Consider the following 19,386-nt stretch of genomic DNA (forward strand, 5'->3'; position numbering starts at 1 on the left):
TCGATGTCCGCAGCCCCGGCTGCGGATGTCGCCGTTAACACAGCTCCGCGCCGTAGGCTGAGCCCCATGAACTCCTCACCTGTTGATCCCACGACCACTGGTGCATGGGCTGAGCTCAGCCGCCTGCACGGCGAATTGTCCGTCGACTTCCGTGCCTGGTTCGCCGACGACCCGCAGCGTGCCGAGAATTACACGTTGCGCGCCGGCGATCTGCTCGTCGACCTGTCGAAGAACTACCTCACGCCCGCCGTGCGCGACGCCCTCGTCCGTCTCGGTGAGCAGGTGGGGCTCGAGGCCCGCCGTGACGCGATGTACGCCGGCGAGCACATCAACACCACCGAGAACCGTGCGGTGCTGCACACGGCCCTGCGGCTGCCCGCCACCGAGACGCTCGCCGTCGACGGGGTGGACGTCGTAGCCCAGGTGCACGAGGTGCTCGACCGCGAGATCGCCTTCGCCGAGAAGGTCCGTTCCGGCGAGTGGACGGGCGTCACCGGCAAGCCGATCACCACGGTGATCAACATCGGCATCGGCGGCTCCGATCTCGGCCCCGTCATGGTCTACGAGGCGCTGAAGCCCTACAAGGCCGATCGCATCGAGTGCCGCTACATCTCGAACATCGATCCCACGGACATGTACGAGAAGACGAAGGACGTCGACCCCGAGACGGTGCTGTTCATCGTCGCGTCGAAGACCTTCACCACGCTCGAGACCATGACGAACGCGCGGATGGCCAAGAACTGGCTGATCAACTCGCTCGAGAACGCGGGCGCCATCGAGTCCACCACCGCCGCCCGCGAGGAGGCCACGGCCAAGCACTTCGTGGCCGTCTCGACGGCCCTGGACAAGGTCGCCGAGTTCGGTATCGACCCGGCGAACGCCTTCGGCTTCTGGAACTGGGTCGGCGGGCGCTACTCCGTCGACTCGGCGGTCGGCCTGTCGAACCTCATCGCCATCGGCCCCGAGAACTGGCGCGCCTTCCTCGACGGCTTCCACGAGATGGACGAGCACTTCGCCACGGCGCCGCTGGCCGAGAACGTGCCGGCCCTCATGGGCCTGCTCAACGTCTTCTACGCGAACTTCTACGGCGCCCAGTCGCACGCCGTACTGCCGTACTCGCAGTACCTGCACCGCTTCCCGGCGTACCTGCAGCAGCTCACGATGGAGTCCAACGGCAAGTCGACCCGCTGGGACGCCAGCGCCGTCGTGAGCCAGACCGGCGAGGTCTTCTGGGGCGAGCCGGGCACCAACGGTCAGCACGCCTTCTACCAGCTGCTGCACCAGGGCACCCGCATCGTCCCGTCCGACTTCATCGGTTTCGCCAACCCGGCCCACGCCCTGCACGAGGGCGGTCACGACGTGCACGCGCTGTTCATGTCGAACTACTTCGCCCAGACCAAGGCCCTGGCCTTCGGCAAGACGGCCGACGAGGTGCGTGCCGAGGGCTGCGACGAGGCCATCGTCCCGGCCCGCGTGTTCAGCGGCAACCGTCCGACCACCTCGATCCTGGCCCCCGAGCTCAGCCCGAGGGTGCTCGGCGAACTCATCGCCCTGTACGAGCACATCACCTTCACCGAAGGCGTCGTGTGGGGCATCAACTCCTTCGACCAGTGGGGCGTCGAGCTCGGCAAGAAGCTCGCCCTGCAGATCGCGCCGGCCCTCGGCGGCGACGAGCAGGCGCTGGACGACCAGGACGGCTCCACGCGCAGCCTCATCGAGAACTACCTGCGCATGCGCAGCTGATCTTTTGGTGCCGTTCGATCCCCAGGAGTTGCTGCTCGGTCTCCGGAGAAGACCCAAGGCGCTCCATTGGGGGCTCGATCGGCCGTGCTGACTGATTCGACCGAGACCCGGTGCGAGTGCGGGTCGTATGACTGCCTCGTGGCCTTTCGGTCGCGCCCAATGGCCGGCCCCACGGTTCCTCACCCGCGCGAACCAGAATCGCGAGAAAGGCCTCGCCCTCGTCGGTGCCGATGGATACGATCATCTTGAGGGGAGGAGTAGCGCCATGAATGAGGACAAGACTGCTCAGACTCCTGTGCTGCGGGATCCTCGCACTTGTGCAGAGTCGGACGGGAAGAGCGAGATCAGTTGGCAGGACCAGGTGAGGATGGCGAGGGAGGCCCGCCGCCAAGGGGCACGGCTTCGGGAGGGCAAGCCGAGGAGCTTCCGCCCGGTGGTGGGCAGGATCTGATGCCCAACCACACCCCGTTGTTCCGTGCGGAGCACTCAGACCGTTATGAACGTTAAGAGCTCATCTGCAAGTACCAGGAGCTCACCGGAGTTGATCTCATCATTGTGATTGACCAGATCACGTGGACGAATATGACGGTGCTCGAGGAGCTTCTCGTCGACTGCGATCAGACCAAGGATCTGCACCTCCTCCTGTCGTCCCCCGGTGGCGACGGAGAGATCGCTCTCCGCATGGTGCGGTCGCTTCAGCAGCGGTGCCGAGAGCTCACTGTGATCGTGCCCGACATGGCCAAGAGTGCGGCGATGATCGTGTGTCTTGGGGCTCACCACATTCTCATGGGCCCAGGTGGTGATCTGGGGCCGATCGACCCACAGATGATGTTCTTCGGGGGCGATGGGAGGCGTACCGTGGCAAGCGCGAAAGAGATTGTCGCGGCGGTCGCTGAGGCCGAGGAACGTATCAGGGTCAATCCTGATTCATTCCCTCTCTTCGCCTCGCTGTTGTCCGATGTCAACATGCTCATGGTCGAGCAGGCGAAGGCAGCCCTCTCGCGTTCCGAAGCGCTGATGCAGGAGGCCCTGAGCGCTCAGGGGCGTGACGAAGAGCAGGTGCAGGCACTGGCCTCCGCGCTCAAGGAGCCCCTCATCGATGCTCCCACGAGTCACTCGGCGGTGATCTCGGTCGACCATGCTGCCGGCTATGGGCTCCCCGCCGAGCGGGCTGACGTGAGCAGTGAGGAGTGGCGGCTCATCTGGGGGCTCTGGACGCGGTACTTCGCCATGGGCTGCTGGCCCAGGGGTGAACATGCCATCTATGAGGGGGCGCGCGCTTCGCATGCAGGCTGACTCGCGCCAGATCTGTTTGTAGAATTGCCCCTTGACAAGGGGTTTTGTTTCGAGAAAAGGAGTTTTAGCTTCCGCTGGAAGAATTTTTCTCGTCAAAATACGGACCCTCTTGGTCCGCAACCTGCTTCTTGGTCTATTGTCAGTGGAAGGAACGGTCCGACCGGTGTCAACGAAGACCCGGCCTTCTGCAAGGAGGCGAGATGTCGTCAACCACCATCAACAAGGAGATCGGCACCACCCGGCTGATCGATCGCGTCGGCATGGCCCACGACGCGTCCCACTACCTGCTCATCCCCGAGGTTGTGATCACGGCCACCGACACGGCCCATGTTGCGTCGGTGGTGGCGCAGGCCCGTCGTGACGGAAAGCACGTCACGTTCCGTTCGGGCGGCACCAGCCTGTCCGGGCAGGCGCTCAGCGACTCGATCCTGCTCGACGTCCGCAAGAACTTCCGCGGGGTCACCGTGCTCGACGGCGGCGAGCGAGTGCGCTGCCAGCCGGGCGCCACGATCCTCAACATCAATGCCCACCTGGCGCGCTACAACCGCAAGCTCGGCCCCGACCCGGCCTCCTCGCGCGCCGCGACGATCGGCGGTGTCATCGCCGACAACTCGTCCGGCATGAGCTGCGGCACCCAGCTGAACTCGTACCAGACCGTCGAGTCGATGGTCATCGTGCTGCCCAGCGGCACCATCATCGACACCTCCTCGCCGAACGCCGACGAGCACCTGCGCCGCGCAGAACCCGAGATGTGGGAGGGCCTGGCCGCCCAGCGCGACCGGCTGCGCGCCAATCCCGAGGCCGTCGCCAAGATCCGCCAGCAGTTCGCCATGAAGAACACCATGGGCTACGGCGTGAACTCGTTCCTCGACTACGACGAGCCGGTGCGCATCCTCGAGCACCTCATGGTCGGTTCGGAGGGCACCCTCGGCTTCGTCGCCGAGGTGACGATGCGCACCATCCCGATCCAGCCGCACGCCGCCACCGCGCTGCTCATCACGCCCGAGCTGAGCGTCGCCACCGACGCCCTGGAGGACCTCATCGCCAACGGCGCCAAGTGCCTGGAGCTCATGGACGCCGCCAGCCTGCGGGTCGTCCAGACCTATCCCGAGGCCACGCCCGAGCTGGCCGCCCTCAACGTCCGCGAGGACTCCGGCCTGCTCATCGAGGCCCTGGCCGACACCGAGCAGGAACTCGTCGAACGCATGGACGCCCTGAACTCGGTGCTGGGCGGCCTGCCGATCGCCGACCCGCCGCGCTTCACCAAGGACCCACGCGAACGCGCCAATCTGTGGCAGCTGCGCAACGGCCTGTACACCTCGGTCGCCGGCTCGCGTCCGGCCGGCACGACGAACCTGCTCGAGGACATCGCCGTCCCGGTCGGCGACCTGACCGCCCAGACCGAGGACCTGCGCAAGATCTTCGCCGCCAACGGCTTCAACGAGGCCGTCATCTTCGGCCACGCCAAGGACGGCAACATCCACTTCATGGTCACCTGCGACTGGAACAAGCCCGGTGACATCGAGCGCTACGAGGCGTTCACCGAGGACATGGTCGCCTCGGTGCTGGCCCACGAGGGCACCCTGAAGGCCGAGCACGGCACCGGCCGCGTCATGGCCGCCTACGTCGAGCGCCAGTGGGGGCCCGAGATCTACGACGTCATGAAGACCGTGCGCCGCCTGGCCGACCCGACCGGCGTGCTCAACCCGGGCACGATCATCACCGACGACCCGCAGATCCACATGAAGCACTTCAAGATGATGCCGCCGGTCGACGGCTTCATCGACCAGTGCGTCGAGTGCGGCTACTGCGAGCCCACCTGCCCGTCGAAGGACCTCACCCAGACCCCGCGCCGCCGCATCGCGCTGCTGCGCTCGATGAAGGTGCTCTCGGACGAGGCCGCCGCCGAGATCCGCAAGGACTACGCCTACGAGGCCGTCGACACCTGCGCCGCCGACTCGCTGTGCCTGCTGGCCTGCCCGCTGCGCATCGACACCGGCAAGTTCATGAAGCGTTTCCGCGCCGCACGCCACTCCAGTCCGTACAAGGCCGTCATGACCGCCGCGGCCAAGGGCTGGGGCCCGGTGGTCTCGGTGCTGCAGGTGGCCCTCAATGTCGTCGACAAGGTGCCGAGCCCCGCCATGACCGGCGTGACGAAGGCCGCCCGCGCCGTGCTGCCGAAGGACATCATCCCGCTGGTGGGTGACGACCTGCCGGCCGGCGGCCCGAAGCGTCCCGCGGCGCGCAGCACCCCGTCCGACGACTTCGTGTTCTTCTCCAGCTGCATGGGCGCCCTGTTCGCCCCGGCCGAGCACAGCCACGGCGGCGGCGCAGGGTCGAGCTTCACCAGGCTCGTCGAGCTCGCCGGCCAGCGCGCCCGGGTGCCCGAGGGCCTCGGCAAACTGTGCTGCGGCACGGTGTGGGTGTCGAAGGGCTTCACCGACGGCGCCGACGAGATGGCCCGCCGCGTCTACGCCTCGGTGTGGGAGGCCACCGACCACGGCCGCCTGCCGGTGGTCTGCGACGCCGCGAGCTGCACCCACGGCCTCGAGGAGACCGGCAACCACCTGAGTGGCGTGGAGGCCGAGAACTGGCGGAAGATCACGATCTACGACTCGACCACCTGGGTGGCCAAGTTCGTGCTCGACAAGATCACGCCGCGTTCGAAGGCCGGTTCGATCGTCATCCACCCGAGCTGCTCGATGCGTCATTTGGACTGCGTGGAGGACACGGTGGCCTGCGCCGAGTTCGTGAGCGACGACGTGACCGTCCCGGTCAACGCGGGCTGCTGCGCCTTCGCCGGCGACCGCGGCCTGCTGCACCCGGAGCTGACCCGCTCGGCCACCCGCGCCGAGGCGGCCGAGGTCGCCGAGCGCGAGTACGACGAGTACGTCTCGGCGAACCGCACGTGCGAGCTCGGCATGAGCCGCGCCACCGGCCACGAGTACCGCCACATCCTGGAGGTGGTCGCCGAGCACGTGTGACGTCGACCAGCGCCGTGCTGATCGGCGGTTGATGAGTGAGAGCCGGGTGGGCTGTCCCTGAGGGGGGCGGCCCACCCGGCTCGTTGCGCGGCAGTGCCACGCCCGAATCGGTTTCAACCTGCGGTTCTTGTGTGTCATTGCACGACGAACGCAGGGCGAACCGGTGCCGGCACAGGGCCATCACAGGGTGTTCACCCGAGAGGTGGCTACTCTTGCGTGCCCGGGGCGCTGGACGCTCCGGGTCTCCTCGCAGGCCGGGGAGACGGCAAGGACGAGACAGGAGAGACGGGGACTGCATGAGCGCTGTCAGCGCACCGGCCGAGCACATCGAGCAGATCAAGGATGCCGTCGATGAGCGGCTGAGGCGCCGCAGGCAGCGGCGGCTCTTCCAGAACAACGAGACCTATGCCGCGGCGGCGCTCGCCCTCGCCACCGTCATCGCCCTGGTGTGGGCGAACGTGGGGGACAGCTACCAGACCTTCTGGCACACGTCGGCGGCGATCACCGTCGGCCCGTTCGCCATCGACCTCACCCTTCACGAGTGGGTGGACGAGGCCCTCATGGCGGTCTTCTTCTTCATGGTGGGCCTCGACGTGCGCCGCGACTTCACCCTGGGCGATCTGCGCCTGCCCGGCCACGCGCTGCTGCCCGCGGCCGCCGCCGTCGGCGGGTTCGTCGTCCCCGCCGCCGTCTTCTGGCTCGTCGTCGGTGGCGGGGACGGCGCCCACGCGTGGGGCGCGGTCATCTCCACCGACACGGCCTTCGCCCTGGGCATGCTCGCCCTCATCGGCCCCAAGCGGGCGCCCCGCCTGCGGCTGTTCCTGCTCGCCTTCGCCGTCATCGACGACATCGGCGCGCTGACGGTCATCGCCGTCTTCTACACCGGATCGCTCAACCTCCTGGCCCTCGCGGTGGCCGTCGCCGGTCTCGTCGTCGTCTGGTTCATCGCCCGCCGGGGCGTGTGGCGGGTTCCGCCCTATCTCGTGCTCGGCGCCGTCATCTGGTACGCGCTGTACCGCTCCGGCGTGCACGCCACCCTGGCCGGGGTGCTCATCGCCCTGCTCATGCCGGTGTACAGCGTGCGCAGCGAGGACGTGGACCAGTCCAACGAGATCGCCACGCTCTACCGGCAGGCCCCGGCCCCGGCGACCGCCCTGGCGCTGCGGGAGTCCCTCATCTACTCCATGCCGCTCAACCAGCGCCTGGCGTTCGTGCTGCCCCCGTACGTCAACTACGTGGTGGTGCCGTTGTTCGCCCTGGCCAACGCCGGGGTCGCGCTGAACGGAGACATCGTGGCCGCCGCGTTCTCCTCACGGATCCTGTGGGCCATCGTCGCGGGCCTCGTGCTCGGCAAGGTGCTCGGCGTCGGGCTCGGCGCGGGGATCGTCATGCGGCTGGTGCCCTCCTCGCGGCCGCACGGCCTGGACATGCCCCGGATCCTGGGGCTCGGCGCCCTGTCCGGCATGGGCTTCACCATCTCACTGCTCGTGGTGAACATCGCGTTCGAGGACGAGGCCCTGCGCGACCAGGCGAGGCTCGGCGTGCTGCTCGCCTCCTTCACCGCGCTCGTCCTCGCCTGGGCGATCTTCCGCGTCGCAGGCAGGCTCTCGCCGCTGCCCGAACCCGCCGGCGAGACACTGGAACGCCGCGTCGACGTCGAGCGGGACCTGACCGTCGGCGACCCGGACGCGCCACACGTGCTCGTCAACTACGCGGACATGAACTACGAGGGCCGGTGGCGCCTCGCGGAGGCACTGCAGGCCAGCCAGCACCTCGTGCAGTCCGGCGAACTGCTCCTCGTCATGCGCCACATTGTCTCCGGGCCGGAGAGCCTGCTCGCCGCGCTCGCCCTCGAGGCGGCCGCGGCGAACAAGGAGCCGAACCTGTGGGCCTTCCACGACGCCCTCGCCGAACTGCGCGGCGGCATCACCGCGCGCACCATCACCCGGGCCGCCCGCGACCACGGCATCGACACCGACGCCCTGTGGCGGCGCATCAACAGCGAGGTCGACGAGGCGAAGGTGCTCGCCGACTCCGACGACGTCGAGGACCTGACCGAGGACGGCGCCCCGGTGGTGTACATCGACGGGCGGCGCCTCACCCGGCTGCTGCACAGCTGGACCATCACCGACGAACTCAACCGGCTCAACCAGGAGGCGGCAGGGCAGGAGGACTCCGGGCAGCGGCCCTGACCACCGGGGGCGGCAACCGGCGGGGTCGATGCGTCGAGGACGATGGGGACGCCGAGCCTGCTCTTGATGCGGTAGGGCCGGGGCAGGATCCAAGGCTCACCGAGGCCCATGTGCCCGCACCTCGCTTCGCGGGTGAAGAGGCTCGCTCGGCCCCAAGCGTCCCTGGCCAGAGCTATGGGATGGGGAAGCTGCGGGCAGCCTCACACCAGGGCAGAGCCGTGGAATACATGGTGTGCGAACCGGGCCGTACAAGCCCTACTGCGGCCCCTCGGGTCGGATGCTCTCAGCGGAGCAGGCGCCTGCCGCCGCTGCCGGCCCAGCCCACGGCGACGGCGACGAGCACCCAGCAGACGTTCTCGAAGGCTCCGGGCCGCCGGCCGGCGGCCAGCAGGATGACCAGATCGAGCAGCAGGCAGGCCAGCGTGATGGCGGCCCACTCGGCAGCGAGCCTTCCGGTGATCCTCGGTGAAACAGACATGACAACCCCTGGCACCCAACGCGACGACCAAGGCCAGCCTAGTTCAGCTCGTCGTGGCCAGGGTGGATGTGCCGTCGGGGTTGGCGCGGACGCTCCTCCGCTCAGGCGGTGCGCTGCCTCATTTCGGCGACGAGACCACCGAAGCCCTCGTCGACATGGAGACGAGAAGCGCTGAGGTCACGCGACCGGCGCAGGCCCACCCTGCAGCGGGCGAGGAAAACCACTCGGTGAAAGTGATGGTCCGTATGGGTGCTCAGCGGTCGCCCGCCAGAGCCACTCCCCACGCGCGTGCGGACTCTTTCTCGCCATCGTTGAGTACCGGCGCCTTGCCGCTCACGATGAAGCTGCGCCGCTCCGCACCTCTCCTACCGACGGCCCTCCGCACCGCGCGTGCCGCGGAGCCGGCCCACCGGCTGTCGACCGCGGTCTGGAAGATCGCCACCCTCGGAACCGAGCTGAGATCTGCCGTGGTCAGCCACTCCCTCAAGCCCGTGCGGGGCACTTCCGAGGCCCCTCTCGCGACCGCCTGCTCCCGTGAGCGGGGCGACGGCATGCCCCGAAAGTGCGTGGGTGCCCCCAGCACCAGCAGATCGCACGTGGCGGTCCCGGGGGCCTCGCAGGCGGGGATGACGTGGGGCTCGGCACCGGCGCTCCGCAGCCCGTCCGCGATGGCTTCCGCGAGGCGCCGGGTGTTCCCGAACGCCGATTCGAAAACGATGAGGGCTTTCACGACAACTCCTCAACTCGTCGTGGTCAGGGTGGAGGTGCCGTCGGGGTTGGCGCGGACGCTCACCCGCTCGGTGATGCGCTGCTTCATCTCGGCGACGTGACTGATGACGCCGACGCAGCGCCCTCCTGCACGCAACTGTTCCAGCTGACCCATGACCGTGTCGAGGGCGTCGGAGTCGAGGCTGCCGAAGCCCTCGTCGATGAAGAGGCTGTCGAGCTCGATGCCCCCGGCCTCGCTCGTCACCGTGTCGGACAGTCCGAGCGCCATCGCCAGCGAGGCGAGGAAGGTCTCGCCGCCGGACAGGGTGCGCGGGTCGCGTTCGGTGTCGACGGGCACGTGGTCGACGACGACCAGCCCCAGGCCCTGCCTGCGGGCCCGGCCCTCGCGCTCGTCGGTGCGGCGCAGGCTGTAGCGGCCGTGCGTCATCGCCTCGAGGCGCTCGTTCGCCCGGTCGATGACCTGCTCGAAACGCTGACGCAGCACGAAGGTCGGCAGCGTGACGCCCATGAGGTTCCGCTTCCCGGTGGCGTTGGCCAGCTCGGCCATGCGCAGGTACGGCTCGGCCCGCGGCCCGATCCGGGCGTACTCGGCGAGCGCGCCGTCCAGACGCTCGGACGCCTGCCGGCTGTGCGACAGCTGCGCGCCCGCCTCGCCCAGCCGCCGCTGGGCGGCCTGCGCCGCCTGCTGGGCCCGCGCCGCGGCGGCGTCCAGGGCCTCCAGGTCGGGCTCGGGCGCCTGCGCGGCCGCCACCAGCTGCTCGTCGGCGAGCTGGACGCGCAGCTCGGCGGCGCGGGCCTCGTACTCGGCGATCCGGCCGGTCAGGGCCGCCAGCTCCGCCTCGGGCAGGGCGGCCCCGGTCACCTGCGCCGGGTCCTCGCCGAAACCCTCCCGGGCCATGGCGGACAGCGCTGCGGCGTGCCTCACGGCGTACTCCCGGCGAGTCTGGACGAGCCGGTCCAGCCCCTGCTGCAGGGCGGTGACCGCGCGGATGCGTGCCGTGATCGACGCGGCCCGCTCGGCGACGCTGCCGAAACCGGCCCGGGCGTCCTCGACGCGGGCCTCGTCGTCGGCGAGCGCGGCCCGCGCCGCCCGGACGGTCTCGGCCAGCGCGGCCTGCCGGGCGGTGAGCGAGGTGATCTCGGACGAGGCCTGCTCGGCGCCGGCCCTCAACTCCTCGATCCGGGCGCCGAGCCGCTTGCGGCGGGTGGCGGCGGCGGTGGCCTGCTCGACGGCCCGGTCCGCATCATCGGCCGCCTCCCGGGCCTGCTCGGTGGTCAGGCCCCTGGCGAGGCCCTGCTGCTCGGCGAGATGGCCGGCGATCCGGTCGCATTCGGCCGCCGCCCGCATCAGGGCCTGCTGCTGCGCCGCCGACGCCTCGGCCAGCTGTTCGACGTCATCCCGTGTCGGTGCGTCCTCGGGGCGGGCGGCGGGGCTCGGGTGCTCGAGTGAGCCGCAGACCGGGCACGGTCGGCCGGCGGCCAGCTCGGCGGCGAGCTCACCGGCCAGGCCGTCGAGCCAGCGGGTGCGGGCCGCCGCGTGATCGGCCGCAGCCGACTCCGCCTTCCGTCTCGCCTCGGACTCGGCGTGCCGCGCCCGGGCCAGCGCCTGCTGGTCGTTCTCGGCGGCCAGCGAGGCCTGGAGCCTCGCCGCCGCGGTCTGCTGGGCCGCCCTGGCGTCGGCCAGGCCCTCGGCGGGCTCCGCCAGCGCCTCGGCCTCGGCCGCCGTCTCCTCGCACTGCCGCGCCAGGTCGTCCTGCTCCTGCCGCAGCGCCGCCAGCTGCCCGGCGACCTCGGCGGCCTGGGCGTGCCGGGTCTCGACGGCGGCGCGCCGCTCGGCAAGCGACCGTTCCAGGTCGAGCAGATCGGCCAGGGCGCCGCTGGCCTGCTCGGCCTCACTCAGCGCCTTGGCGAGGGCGTCCCGGACGCTGTCGACCTCGGGGGGCTCCGCCTCACCGGCCTGCTCTCCGGGGGCTTCGAAACGCTCCGGGAACCGGAGGCCGAGCCGGCCGGCCTGCTCGGCGGCCTGTCGCCGCCAGCCGTCGGCAGCCGACTCGTGACGCGCCCGCGCCGCCTCGTCGTCCCGCAGCGGCTCGGCGCAGCGGGCGGCCCGCCGGGCCAGCTCGGCGCGCTCCCGGGACGCCTCGATCGCCTCTGCGCGGGCCGCGTGCTCGGCCTGCTCGTGCAGCAGCCGGGCGTGGCGTTCGCGGTCGGCGGCGAGCAGGTGCCCCTGCCGGGCCGCCTCGCGGGCCGCGTCCGCCGTCCCGGCGGCCCGACCGGATTCCTCGGCCAGCTGCTCGTAGCGGGTCTGCAACACCGACAGGCGCGCCGTGGCGAGGGGGCCGAGCACGGAGAACTCGCCCGCCTCGACGGCCGCCGTCATCGCCTGCGGATCGTCTGTGGAGGAGGGGCCGGTGGGTTCGGCAGGGGGACTGCCAGTGTCCTCGGCTTCGTCGACTTCGACGGCACCGGCGCGGTGGCCGGGGTACGGCTCGTCCCGGCGCCGGTCCCCCGGCGGCTGTCCGACGTGACGGGCGGTCTCGGTGAGGTGCTCGGCCCGCGGTTCGCCGCCCGACGCGAGGACTGGGTGCGGGTCACCGTCACCGCCGGTGTCCCCGGCTGGATCGGCGGTGCCCTCAGCGGGGGACGGCTCCTGGTCGGTGAAGAGAGCCGGCTGGGTCTCGGCGGCATCGCCGCCGTGGCCGGTCGCGCCGGGTCCTTCCCCGCCGGCCTGCGCCTGCCCGGTGAGAGGCGCGCCTGCACCGATGAGTTGCCCGCCTGGCTCGGCGATGGGTTCGTCCGGTCCGGCAGCCGTGTCCGGCCAGGCGGCGTGGCAGAACTCGGCGGTCGCGGCGCCGACCCGGTCGCGGGCCTCCTGCGCGCGGTCGGAGTGCTCCCTGGCGAGGCGTTTCAGTTCGTCGGCCATCGACTCGTAGACCTGGGTGCCGAAGATCTGCTGCAGCACCCCGCGCCGCTCCTCGGCGGTGGCGCGCAGGAAGGTGGCGAACTGGCCCTGCGGCAGGACGACGGTCTGGGTGAACTGTTCCCGGCTCAGCCCGACCGCGGCGCGCAGCTCGACGTTCGCCTCCTGGATGTTGGACGAGACGGCCACGCCCTCGGTGTCGGTGGGGTCCGACAGCTTCCACAGCGTGATGCGCGGGTTCTCCGTGGTGGTGCCCGAGCCGCGTCTCTTGGGGCGCTCGTACCTGGGGGAACGCCGCACCCGGTACGGGCCGCGGCTCGTGTCGACGACCAGCTCGACGTAGGGTTCGGTGCCCGGCGTCAGGTGGGTGGACGCCAGCCGGTCGTTGCTCGACTCGCTGCCGGACACCTGGCCGTAGAGCGCGAAGACGACGGCGTCGATGATCGTCGTCTTGCCCGATCCCGTCGGGCCCTCGAGCAGGAACAGGCCGTTCTCGCCGAGCGCCTGGAAGTCGATGGCCGCACGGCCCGCGTACGGCCCGATGCCGCACAGTTCGAGGCGGAGGATCTGCATCTCAGCCCCTCCTGCCGGCGGCCTCGAGCGCCTCGGCCAGCACCCTGCGCTCGGCCGGGTCCGGTGCCCGGCCCGACACCTGCTCGACGAAGCCGGCCGCCACGGTGAGCGGATCGTCGACGCCGGCGGTTCCGGTCTGCGCCTGGCGGGGCCGCCCGGTGGGCTCGAAGAGCACCTGCAGGGCGTGCGGGAAGACCTTCTTCACCTCGTGCACGAGGTTGTCGGGCCGGGACTCGCCGGTGACGGTGACCCGCACCCAGTCCTCGCGCCGGGCGGCGAACCGCGGGCCGAGCACCTCACCGAGACCGCCCGTCACGTCGGACAGCCGCCGGGGGACCGGCGCCGGGACGAGCCGTACCCCGGCCACCGCGCCGGTGTCGTCGAAGTCGACGACGGCCGTGGACTTGTGGTGGTCCTTCTCCGAGAACGAGAACGCCAGCGGGGAGCCCGCGTACCGCATGACCGGCGCCGGACGCGCCCCGCCCGCGCCCCGTTCCTGCGGGTCGCGGGAACCGGCGACGGCCTGCGGGCCGTGCAGGTGCCCCAGCGCGACGTAGTCGGCGCCGACGGACGAGAACAGGGCGGCCGGCACCGAGTCGACGCCGCCGATCCGCAGGTCGCGCTCGGACTCGCTCGGCAGCCCGCCCGTGACGAACTCGTGCGCCATGACCACGCCCGGCAACCGCCCGCCGCCGCCGGAGCGCCGGGCGGCCAAGTCGTCACGGACCAGGCGCAGGGCGGCGGAGACGACCGCCTCGTGCGTACGGGCCAGCGGCTCGCCGGAGCCGGTCCGCTCGGCCAGCTCGGCCCGTGTCATGTCCGGGTCGAGATAGGGCAGCGCGTAGACGAGCAGCCCCGGCGTGCCGTCGGCGGCCGGCACCGTCACCGGCGTGCCCACCGCCGAGGGCCGGGCGCGGATGTGCAGCCGATCGCCGAGCAGCCCCGCGTTGAGGCCCAGCCGCTGCGGGCTGTCGTGGTTTCCCGGCGTGATGACCACGCAGGTGGTCTCGCACAGCCGCGCCAGGGCCCGGTCGAGCAGTTCGACGGCACCGACCGGCGGCAGCGCCCGGTCGAAGACGTCGCCGGTGACGAGCACGGCGTCGACCCGCTCCGAGGCGGCCAGCTCGGCGAGGTGGTCGAGGAACCGCGCGTGCGCGCCGGACAGGTCGACCCCGTGCAGGGTGCGTCCCAGGTGCCAGTCGCTCGTGTGCAGGATCCTCATGGCCAGGAGACTAGAGGATCGGTCCGACACGCCGGGGCCGTGACCCGGCGCGCCGGACGGGTGCCAGCCGTGGCCCGGCAACGCCAGGCCCATGCTGGGCGAGTGGGCTCGTCCTCGCCGCTGCTGCGCGGCCGTGCGCGGGTCTGTTCGGCGTTGGGCGAGCGGGCCTGCCGGCTCTCACTGGGGGGAGAGGCCTCGGCGACAAGGGCCTCGTGTCGGGCGGGGCCGGTGGACTACTCGACGCCGATCCTGCGCAGCCACGCGCCGATCGCGCTGGTGCCGGCGGCCGCCTCGAGGCGCGTCCCCGGCTGCCAGTCGCCGGTGGTGGCGAGGGCGGCGAGCCGGCTCGCGCTGGTGCCGACCGGCGCGGAGTACGACGTGCAGAACGGGACGACGGTCTTGCCGGAGAAGTCGTTCTGCCGGACGAAGTCGTCGAGCACCCAGGATGCCTCGTCCCACCAGACCGGGTAGCCGATGAGGACGGTGCGGTAGTCGGCGAAGCCGTCCGGGGTGGTGCTCACCAGTTTCACGTTCCGGCTGTCGGGGTCGTCGTGCTCCTTGGAGACCCGGCTGCCGGGGTCGTTGTAGTCCAGGTCGGCCTCGCTGTAGGGCTCGGCCGGGGTGAGGACGAAGGTGTCGGCGCCGAGCGCCTGGGCGATGGCCTCGGCGACCATGCGGGTGTGCCCCTGCGCGGAGTAGTACGCGACGAGGACCGAGGAGCCTGATGTGTTCGGGGTACTCATGTCATGCCTTCCTGATGGTGCGTCCGGCCGGTGGTCCCGCACGTGGGCCGGGTTCGATGCCGGGGTCTGGGGGGGGGCTGGTGCGGTCGTCGGCGTGCGAATGCCTGCCTCGGCAGCGCTCCTGGCATCGCGGGGACAGGTAGTCAGGGTATCGTACGGTCGCCCTGGGCCCGCTCCACCGGTCCGGTCTTCGGGGGCCGAAGGGCTCGGCCGCGACCGCCCCGGCCCGCCCCCGCGGGCCGGGGCCCGGTTATGACCCAGCCAGCGCGTGCGGAGAGCCACTCGGCCCGCCCCCGCAGGCCAGGACCCGGTGGCCGTCAGGGTCAACCCAAAAGCTGGCGTCACGCCGCCCCACCCGACACGACGTCTGATGGCCGGTCGTCGTCGAGGATCAGACTGCTACTGCCGTGTCCGATTCGGACGTCAGACCGAGGTTCGCCCGCTCGCGCCGGGCGAACGGGCCGATCTCGGACTCGCCGCGCCTGCTGTCGGTCAGCAGGGTGAGGTCACGCCCGGCGACCTCGGGCATCGCGATGGCGGCCGACAGCGAGCACAGCGAGAAGAACGCGAGCATGCCCGCGATCGGGATCCACGATCCGGTCCGTGCCGCGACCCAGGCGGAGGCGATGACCGGCCCGGCGCCGGTGCCGATGATGGCGGCGAGTTCCTTGGCCAGGGCGAGCTGGGTGTAGCGGTGCCTGGCCCCGAAGATCTCCGACATGGTCAGGTTCTCCAGCGACGCCAGGGCCAGCACCGATGCCTGGTGCATGATGATGTAGCCGACGAACACGGCGGGCACGGTCCTGCCGGACAGGACGTACATCATCGGGAAGGCCAGGACGATGGACAGGGACGCCATGACGATGTACATCGTCTTGCGTCCGAAGATGTCGCTCAGCCAGCCGATGAACGGGACCGTCGCGAAACCCACGAGTGAGGACACGATGACGACATTGGTGCCGACGGACCTGGTCATGAGCAGTACCGCGGTGATGTAGCTCACGAGATAGGTCTGAATCATCCCGGAGTTGCCGGCCTGTCCCAGGCGCAGGAAGAAGGCGGTGACGAAGGCGCGGCCCTTCTTCCGGTCGGGGGCCAGCACCTCGTCGGCCTTGCCCTCGTTGACGATCTGGCGCAGCTCGGACCTGGAGACGGCGACGCCGTCCTTGACGTCGGCCCTGGCCTCGAAGACCGGGGACTCCTTGAGGGTGCGCCTGATCCACACCGCGAAGAAGAGGATGACGACCGACCCGAGGAAGGGCACCCGCCAGCCCCAGGACAGCAGCGTCTCCTCCGACATGGCGGCCACGAGGATCCCCCAGATCGCCGAGGCGAGCAGGGTCCCGGAGTTGGTGCCCAGTGCGACGAGCGAGCCGATGATGCCCCGGCGGTTCCGTGGCGCGTACTCGGTGAGCATGACCGAGGAGCCGGCGATCTCGGCACCGGCGCCGAAGCCCTGGAGGAGCCGCAGGACGACGAGCAGGATCGGGGCGACGATCCCGACCTGGTCGTAGGTCGGCAGGACACCGATGAGGGTCGTCGCGACACCCATCAGCGCGATGGTGTAGTAGAGCACCCTGGTGCGGCCGACGCGGTCGCCCAGCCGGCCGAAGAACCAGGCGCCGAGGGGCCGGCTGAGGTAGCCGACGCCGTAGGTGGCCATGGCCGCGACGACGGCCATGGCGGCGTCCTCGGTGGTGAAGAAGATCTGATTGAACACGAGTGCGGCGGCAAGCGAGTACAGCTGGAAGTCCATGAACTCCAGGGCGGTTCCGAGCCAGCCGGAGACGGCCGCCCTGGCCAGATCCGATGTGGTCCGCTCCACCACTGCTCCGCTGGAGGACCGGACGGTGGTTATCTTCTTTGACATGGTGTGGGCCCTTCGTTCCTTCTGCTTGGTGGGTCGTTGCGTGTTCGCAGGGCCGGTCAGTCGATCCACATGGAGACGAGGACCTTGCCGGACTGCGTGCTGTCCCGGGCGACCCTGAAGGCCTCGGCCGCCTGGCCGGCCGGGAAGGTGTGCGTCACTGCCGTGCTGATCTGGGGGTGCCGGCCGATGATGGCGACCGCGTCGTCGATCTCCGTGTCGTAGCGGAATGAACCGACGTAGCGGATCTCCTTGGTCTCCAGGTGGGCGATGTTGACCGGGATCTCCTCGTCCGGGAGCGTCCCGACCTGGCAGACCGTCCCCGTTCGGCGGGCCGCCCGGATGGCCGGCTCGACGGCCCTGGGCGATCCGGAGCACTCGAACACGACGTCGTAGCCCGAGTCCTCGGGGCTGTCCTGCCCCAGCAGGATCGTCCGGTCCGCGCCGATCCGGCCCGCTCGTTCCAGCGGGGCGGCCAGCATGTCGCTCGACGTGACCGAGCGGGCCCCCAGGATCTTCGCCGCGCCCGCGACGAGCAGCCCGATGGGGCCGGCCCCGGACACGAGGACGTCCCGTCCCCCGACGCCGCCCGCGACGGCCAGCGCGTGCAGGGCCACGGCCAGGGGCTCGGCGAGCGCCCCGTGCCGCAGGCTCACCGACTCGGGCAGCGCCCGGACCATGTACCGCTTGATGAGGACGTACTCGCCTGCTCCGCCCTGGTCGTGGGGAAGATTCGCCGCGCTGCCCATGTAGTGGCTGCCCGGCCACAGATAGGACTTGTTCTCGAGCCCGGGGACGGGCCGCCCCGGCGATGCCGGGGCGATGGTGATCGGCGTGCCCGGCGCGTAGCTGCCCGACGGGTCTGCGTCGACGAGCCCCGACATCTCGTGGCCGAAGCTGAAGGGCTCCCGGATGGTGTTGGGGCCGTTGGCCCCCTTGAAGTAGTAGTTGAGATCGGACCCGCAGATGCCGACGTAGTGGATCCGGACGCGGACCTCGTCGGGACCGGGCTGGGGGACGGGCAGGTCCTGGACGACCATGTCCTGCGGGCCGAGGATCTTCAGTGCCTTCATCGTTGAGGGTCCTTCCGTGAGGGGGTTCGGGACTCACCAGTCGGTGAGCGTGCCGTCGAGGCGGCGGGCGACGGGCAGATAGGCGGGGTTGTAGGGGTGGGCCCGCAGGAGGTCCTCGTCGAGGTCGACGCCGAGGCCCGGGGCCTCGCCCGGCTCCAGACGGCCGGAGGCGAAGGTCCATGCGTGCGGGAACGCCTCGTGGACCAGGTCCGGGTAGCCCATGTACTCCTGGATGGCGACGTTGTGGGTCGCCACGCCCAGGTGGATCGACGCGGCCAGGGCGATCGGTGAGATGTCCGAGGGACCGTGCGGGGCGGCCTGGACGCCATGGACCTGGGCGAGGGTGAAGATCGTCCGGGCGTGGCTGATGCCACCGGCGTGCACGACGGCGCACCGGACGTAGTCGATGAGGCGGTCCTCGATGAGCCGTTGGCAGTCCCAGACGGTGTTGAAGACCTCGCCGATCGCGAGCGGTGTCGTCGTATGCGCCCGGACGAACTCCAGGGCCGCCTGGTCCTCGGCCGGGGTGATGTCCTCGAGCCAGTAGAGATTGACCGGTTCCACGGTCCGGGCGAAGCGGGCCGCCTGGTTCGGGCTGAGCCGGTGGTGGACGTCGTGGAGCAGGCCGACGTCCTCACCGACGTGCTCGCGGACGGCAGCCAGGGCCTTGGGGGCGGCGGCGATGTACCGTTCGGCGTCCCAGCGCTCCTCGCTGGGGCGTGCGGCGCGCCCGGCCGGCTCGTAGCCGGCGGTGCGGGAGACCCCGTAGACGGTGTCGAGGCCGGGCACCCCGGTCTGGACCCGGATGTGGGTGCACCCGCTCTCCAGGTGCTGGTCGACCTGTTCCAGCAGTGCGGGCAGTTCCCAGCCGAAGGCGTGCCGGTAGGCGGTGAGCCACTGGCGCACCCGCCCGCCCAGGAGCTGGTGGACGGGCTGGTTCGTGCGCTTGCCGAGGATGTCCCACAGGGCCATGTCGATGCCGCCGATGGCCGCCATGGAGATGGGGCCGCGCCGCCAGTAGACGCCGCGGTACAGGTACTGCCAGGTGTCCTCAATGGCGCCCGGGTCGCGTCCGATGAGGATGGGGGCGACGTGCTCCCGCAGGTAGGCCGCCACGGCGAGCTCCCTGCCGTTGACCGTGGCGTCGCCGAGGCCGACGAGGCCATCGGCGGTCGTGACGCGGACCGTCACGTAGTTGCGTTCCGGGCTGGCGACGATGACGTCGACCGTTTCGATGCTGTCTGCCATGGTTCCCCCTGTTGCTCGTACTTCTTCGCCGATGCCCGCTCGGCCCGGCGGTGGCGGGATGCCGTCGGGTCGTGACGGTGTCCGAACGTGGACTCAGGAACTCTTTGTGTTTCTTTCAACAAAATAGATGAATCGCTTAATGAAACATAGTGTTATCCTAGTGCTGGCCGGAGGGCAAGTTCGGCGTGGCGGATTCACGTCGTGGCAGGGCGTCTTCCGCCGCGGCAGCGCCGCGCGGACATTGGTGCGCCGTGCGATGCGGCCCGGTCACCGGCCGCATCGTCAACGCATGAGCCCCCTGAGGGAGGGCTGGAGGGA

At 70.5% G+C, this 19,386-nt stretch carries 12 protein-coding genes; 4 read left to right on the forward strand and 8 right to left on the reverse strand.

Annotated elements, in window-relative coordinates; all coding sequences use genetic code 11:
• Positions 1-66: 66 nt before the first annotated feature.
• The 4 genes from pgi to nhaA all read left to right on the forward strand — a co-directional run bounded on the left by pgi (position 67) and on the right by nhaA (position 8,215).
• On the forward strand, positions 67-1,743 hold the full coding sequence (gene pgi, locus D9T14_RS10705; RefSeq protein WP_119161510.1) for a glucose-6-phosphate isomerase: 1,677 nt from the start codon (positions 67-69) through the stop codon (positions 1,741-1,743).
• 555 nt (positions 1,744-2,298) lie between these two features.
• Positions 2,299-3,039 carry an SDH family Clp fold serine proteinase gene (locus D9T14_RS10715; RefSeq protein WP_232012442.1) on the forward strand — a complete coding sequence of 247 codons (741 nt, stop codon included), beginning with the start codon at positions 2,299-2,301 and terminating at the stop codon, positions 3,037-3,039.
• A 200-nt stretch (positions 3,040-3,239) separates the two neighbouring features.
• Positions 3,240-6,023: an FAD-binding and (Fe-S)-binding domain-containing protein gene (locus D9T14_RS10720; protein ID WP_119161512.1), complete on the forward strand. Its 2,784-nt coding sequence runs from the start codon at positions 3,240-3,242 to the stop codon at positions 6,021-6,023.
• 296 nt (positions 6,024-6,319) lie between these two features.
• Positions 6,320-8,215: a Na+/H+ antiporter NhaA gene (gene nhaA, locus D9T14_RS10725; RefSeq protein WP_119161513.1), complete on the forward strand. Its 1,896-nt coding sequence runs from the start codon at positions 6,320-6,322 to the stop codon at positions 8,213-8,215.
• Between the two features lie 283 nt (positions 8,216-8,498).
• Here the strand turns inward: nhaA and D9T14_RS10730 are convergent, their stop codons facing one another.
• From D9T14_RS10730 to manD, 8 genes are all read right to left on the reverse strand, one after another.
• Positions 8,499-8,693 carry a hypothetical protein gene (locus D9T14_RS10730; RefSeq protein WP_119161514.1) on the reverse strand — a complete coding sequence of 65 codons (195 nt, stop codon included), beginning with the start codon at positions 8,691-8,693 and terminating at the stop codon, positions 8,499-8,501.
• A gap of 253 nt (positions 8,694-8,946) precedes the next feature.
• Positions 8,947-9,423 carry a flavodoxin family protein gene (locus D9T14_RS10735; RefSeq protein WP_119161515.1) on the reverse strand — a complete coding sequence of 159 codons (477 nt, stop codon included), beginning with the start codon at positions 9,421-9,423 and terminating at the stop codon, positions 8,947-8,949.
• Positions 9,424-9,432: 9 nt separating this feature from the next.
• A complete protein-coding gene (locus D9T14_RS10740; RefSeq protein ID WP_119161516.1) occupies positions 9,433-12,915 on the reverse strand; it encodes an AAA family ATPase in 3,483 nt (1,160 codons plus the stop codon).
• A 1-nt stretch (position 12,916) separates the two neighbouring features.
• The gene (locus D9T14_RS10745) at positions 12,917-14,137 is read right to left on the reverse strand and encodes an exonuclease SbcCD subunit D (RefSeq protein ID WP_119161517.1); all 1,221 of its coding nucleotides are present in this window, start codon (positions 14,135-14,137) and stop codon (positions 12,917-12,919) included.
• A gap of 233 nt (positions 14,138-14,370) precedes the next feature.
• Positions 14,371-14,880 (reverse strand): flavodoxin, encoded by a 510-nt coding sequence (locus D9T14_RS10750; RefSeq protein WP_119161518.1) that lies wholly within the window; start codon positions 14,878-14,880, stop codon positions 14,371-14,373.
• A 391-nt stretch (positions 14,881-15,271) separates the two neighbouring features.
• Positions 15,272-16,750, reverse strand: coding sequence for an MFS transporter (locus D9T14_RS10755; protein ID WP_119161519.1), 1,479 nt, complete (start codon positions 16,748-16,750; stop codon positions 15,272-15,274).
• 56 nt (positions 16,751-16,806) lie between these two features.
• Positions 16,807-17,820 carry a zinc-binding dehydrogenase gene (locus D9T14_RS10760; protein WP_119161520.1) on the reverse strand — a complete coding sequence of 338 codons (1,014 nt, stop codon included), beginning with the start codon at positions 17,818-17,820 and terminating at the stop codon, positions 16,807-16,809.
• Positions 17,821-17,853: 33 nt separating this feature from the next.
• Positions 17,854-19,068: a D-mannonate dehydratase ManD gene (manD, locus tag D9T14_RS10765; protein WP_119161521.1), complete on the reverse strand. Its 1,215-nt coding sequence runs from the start codon at positions 19,066-19,068 to the stop codon at positions 17,854-17,856.
• Between the last annotated feature and the right edge of the window lie 318 nt (positions 19,069-19,386).

It is taken from the genome of Propionibacterium australiense (genome assembly GCF_003666605.1).
Classification (GTDB): domain Bacteria; phylum Actinomycetota; class Actinomycetes; order Propionibacteriales; family Propionibacteriaceae; genus Propionibacterium; species Propionibacterium australiense.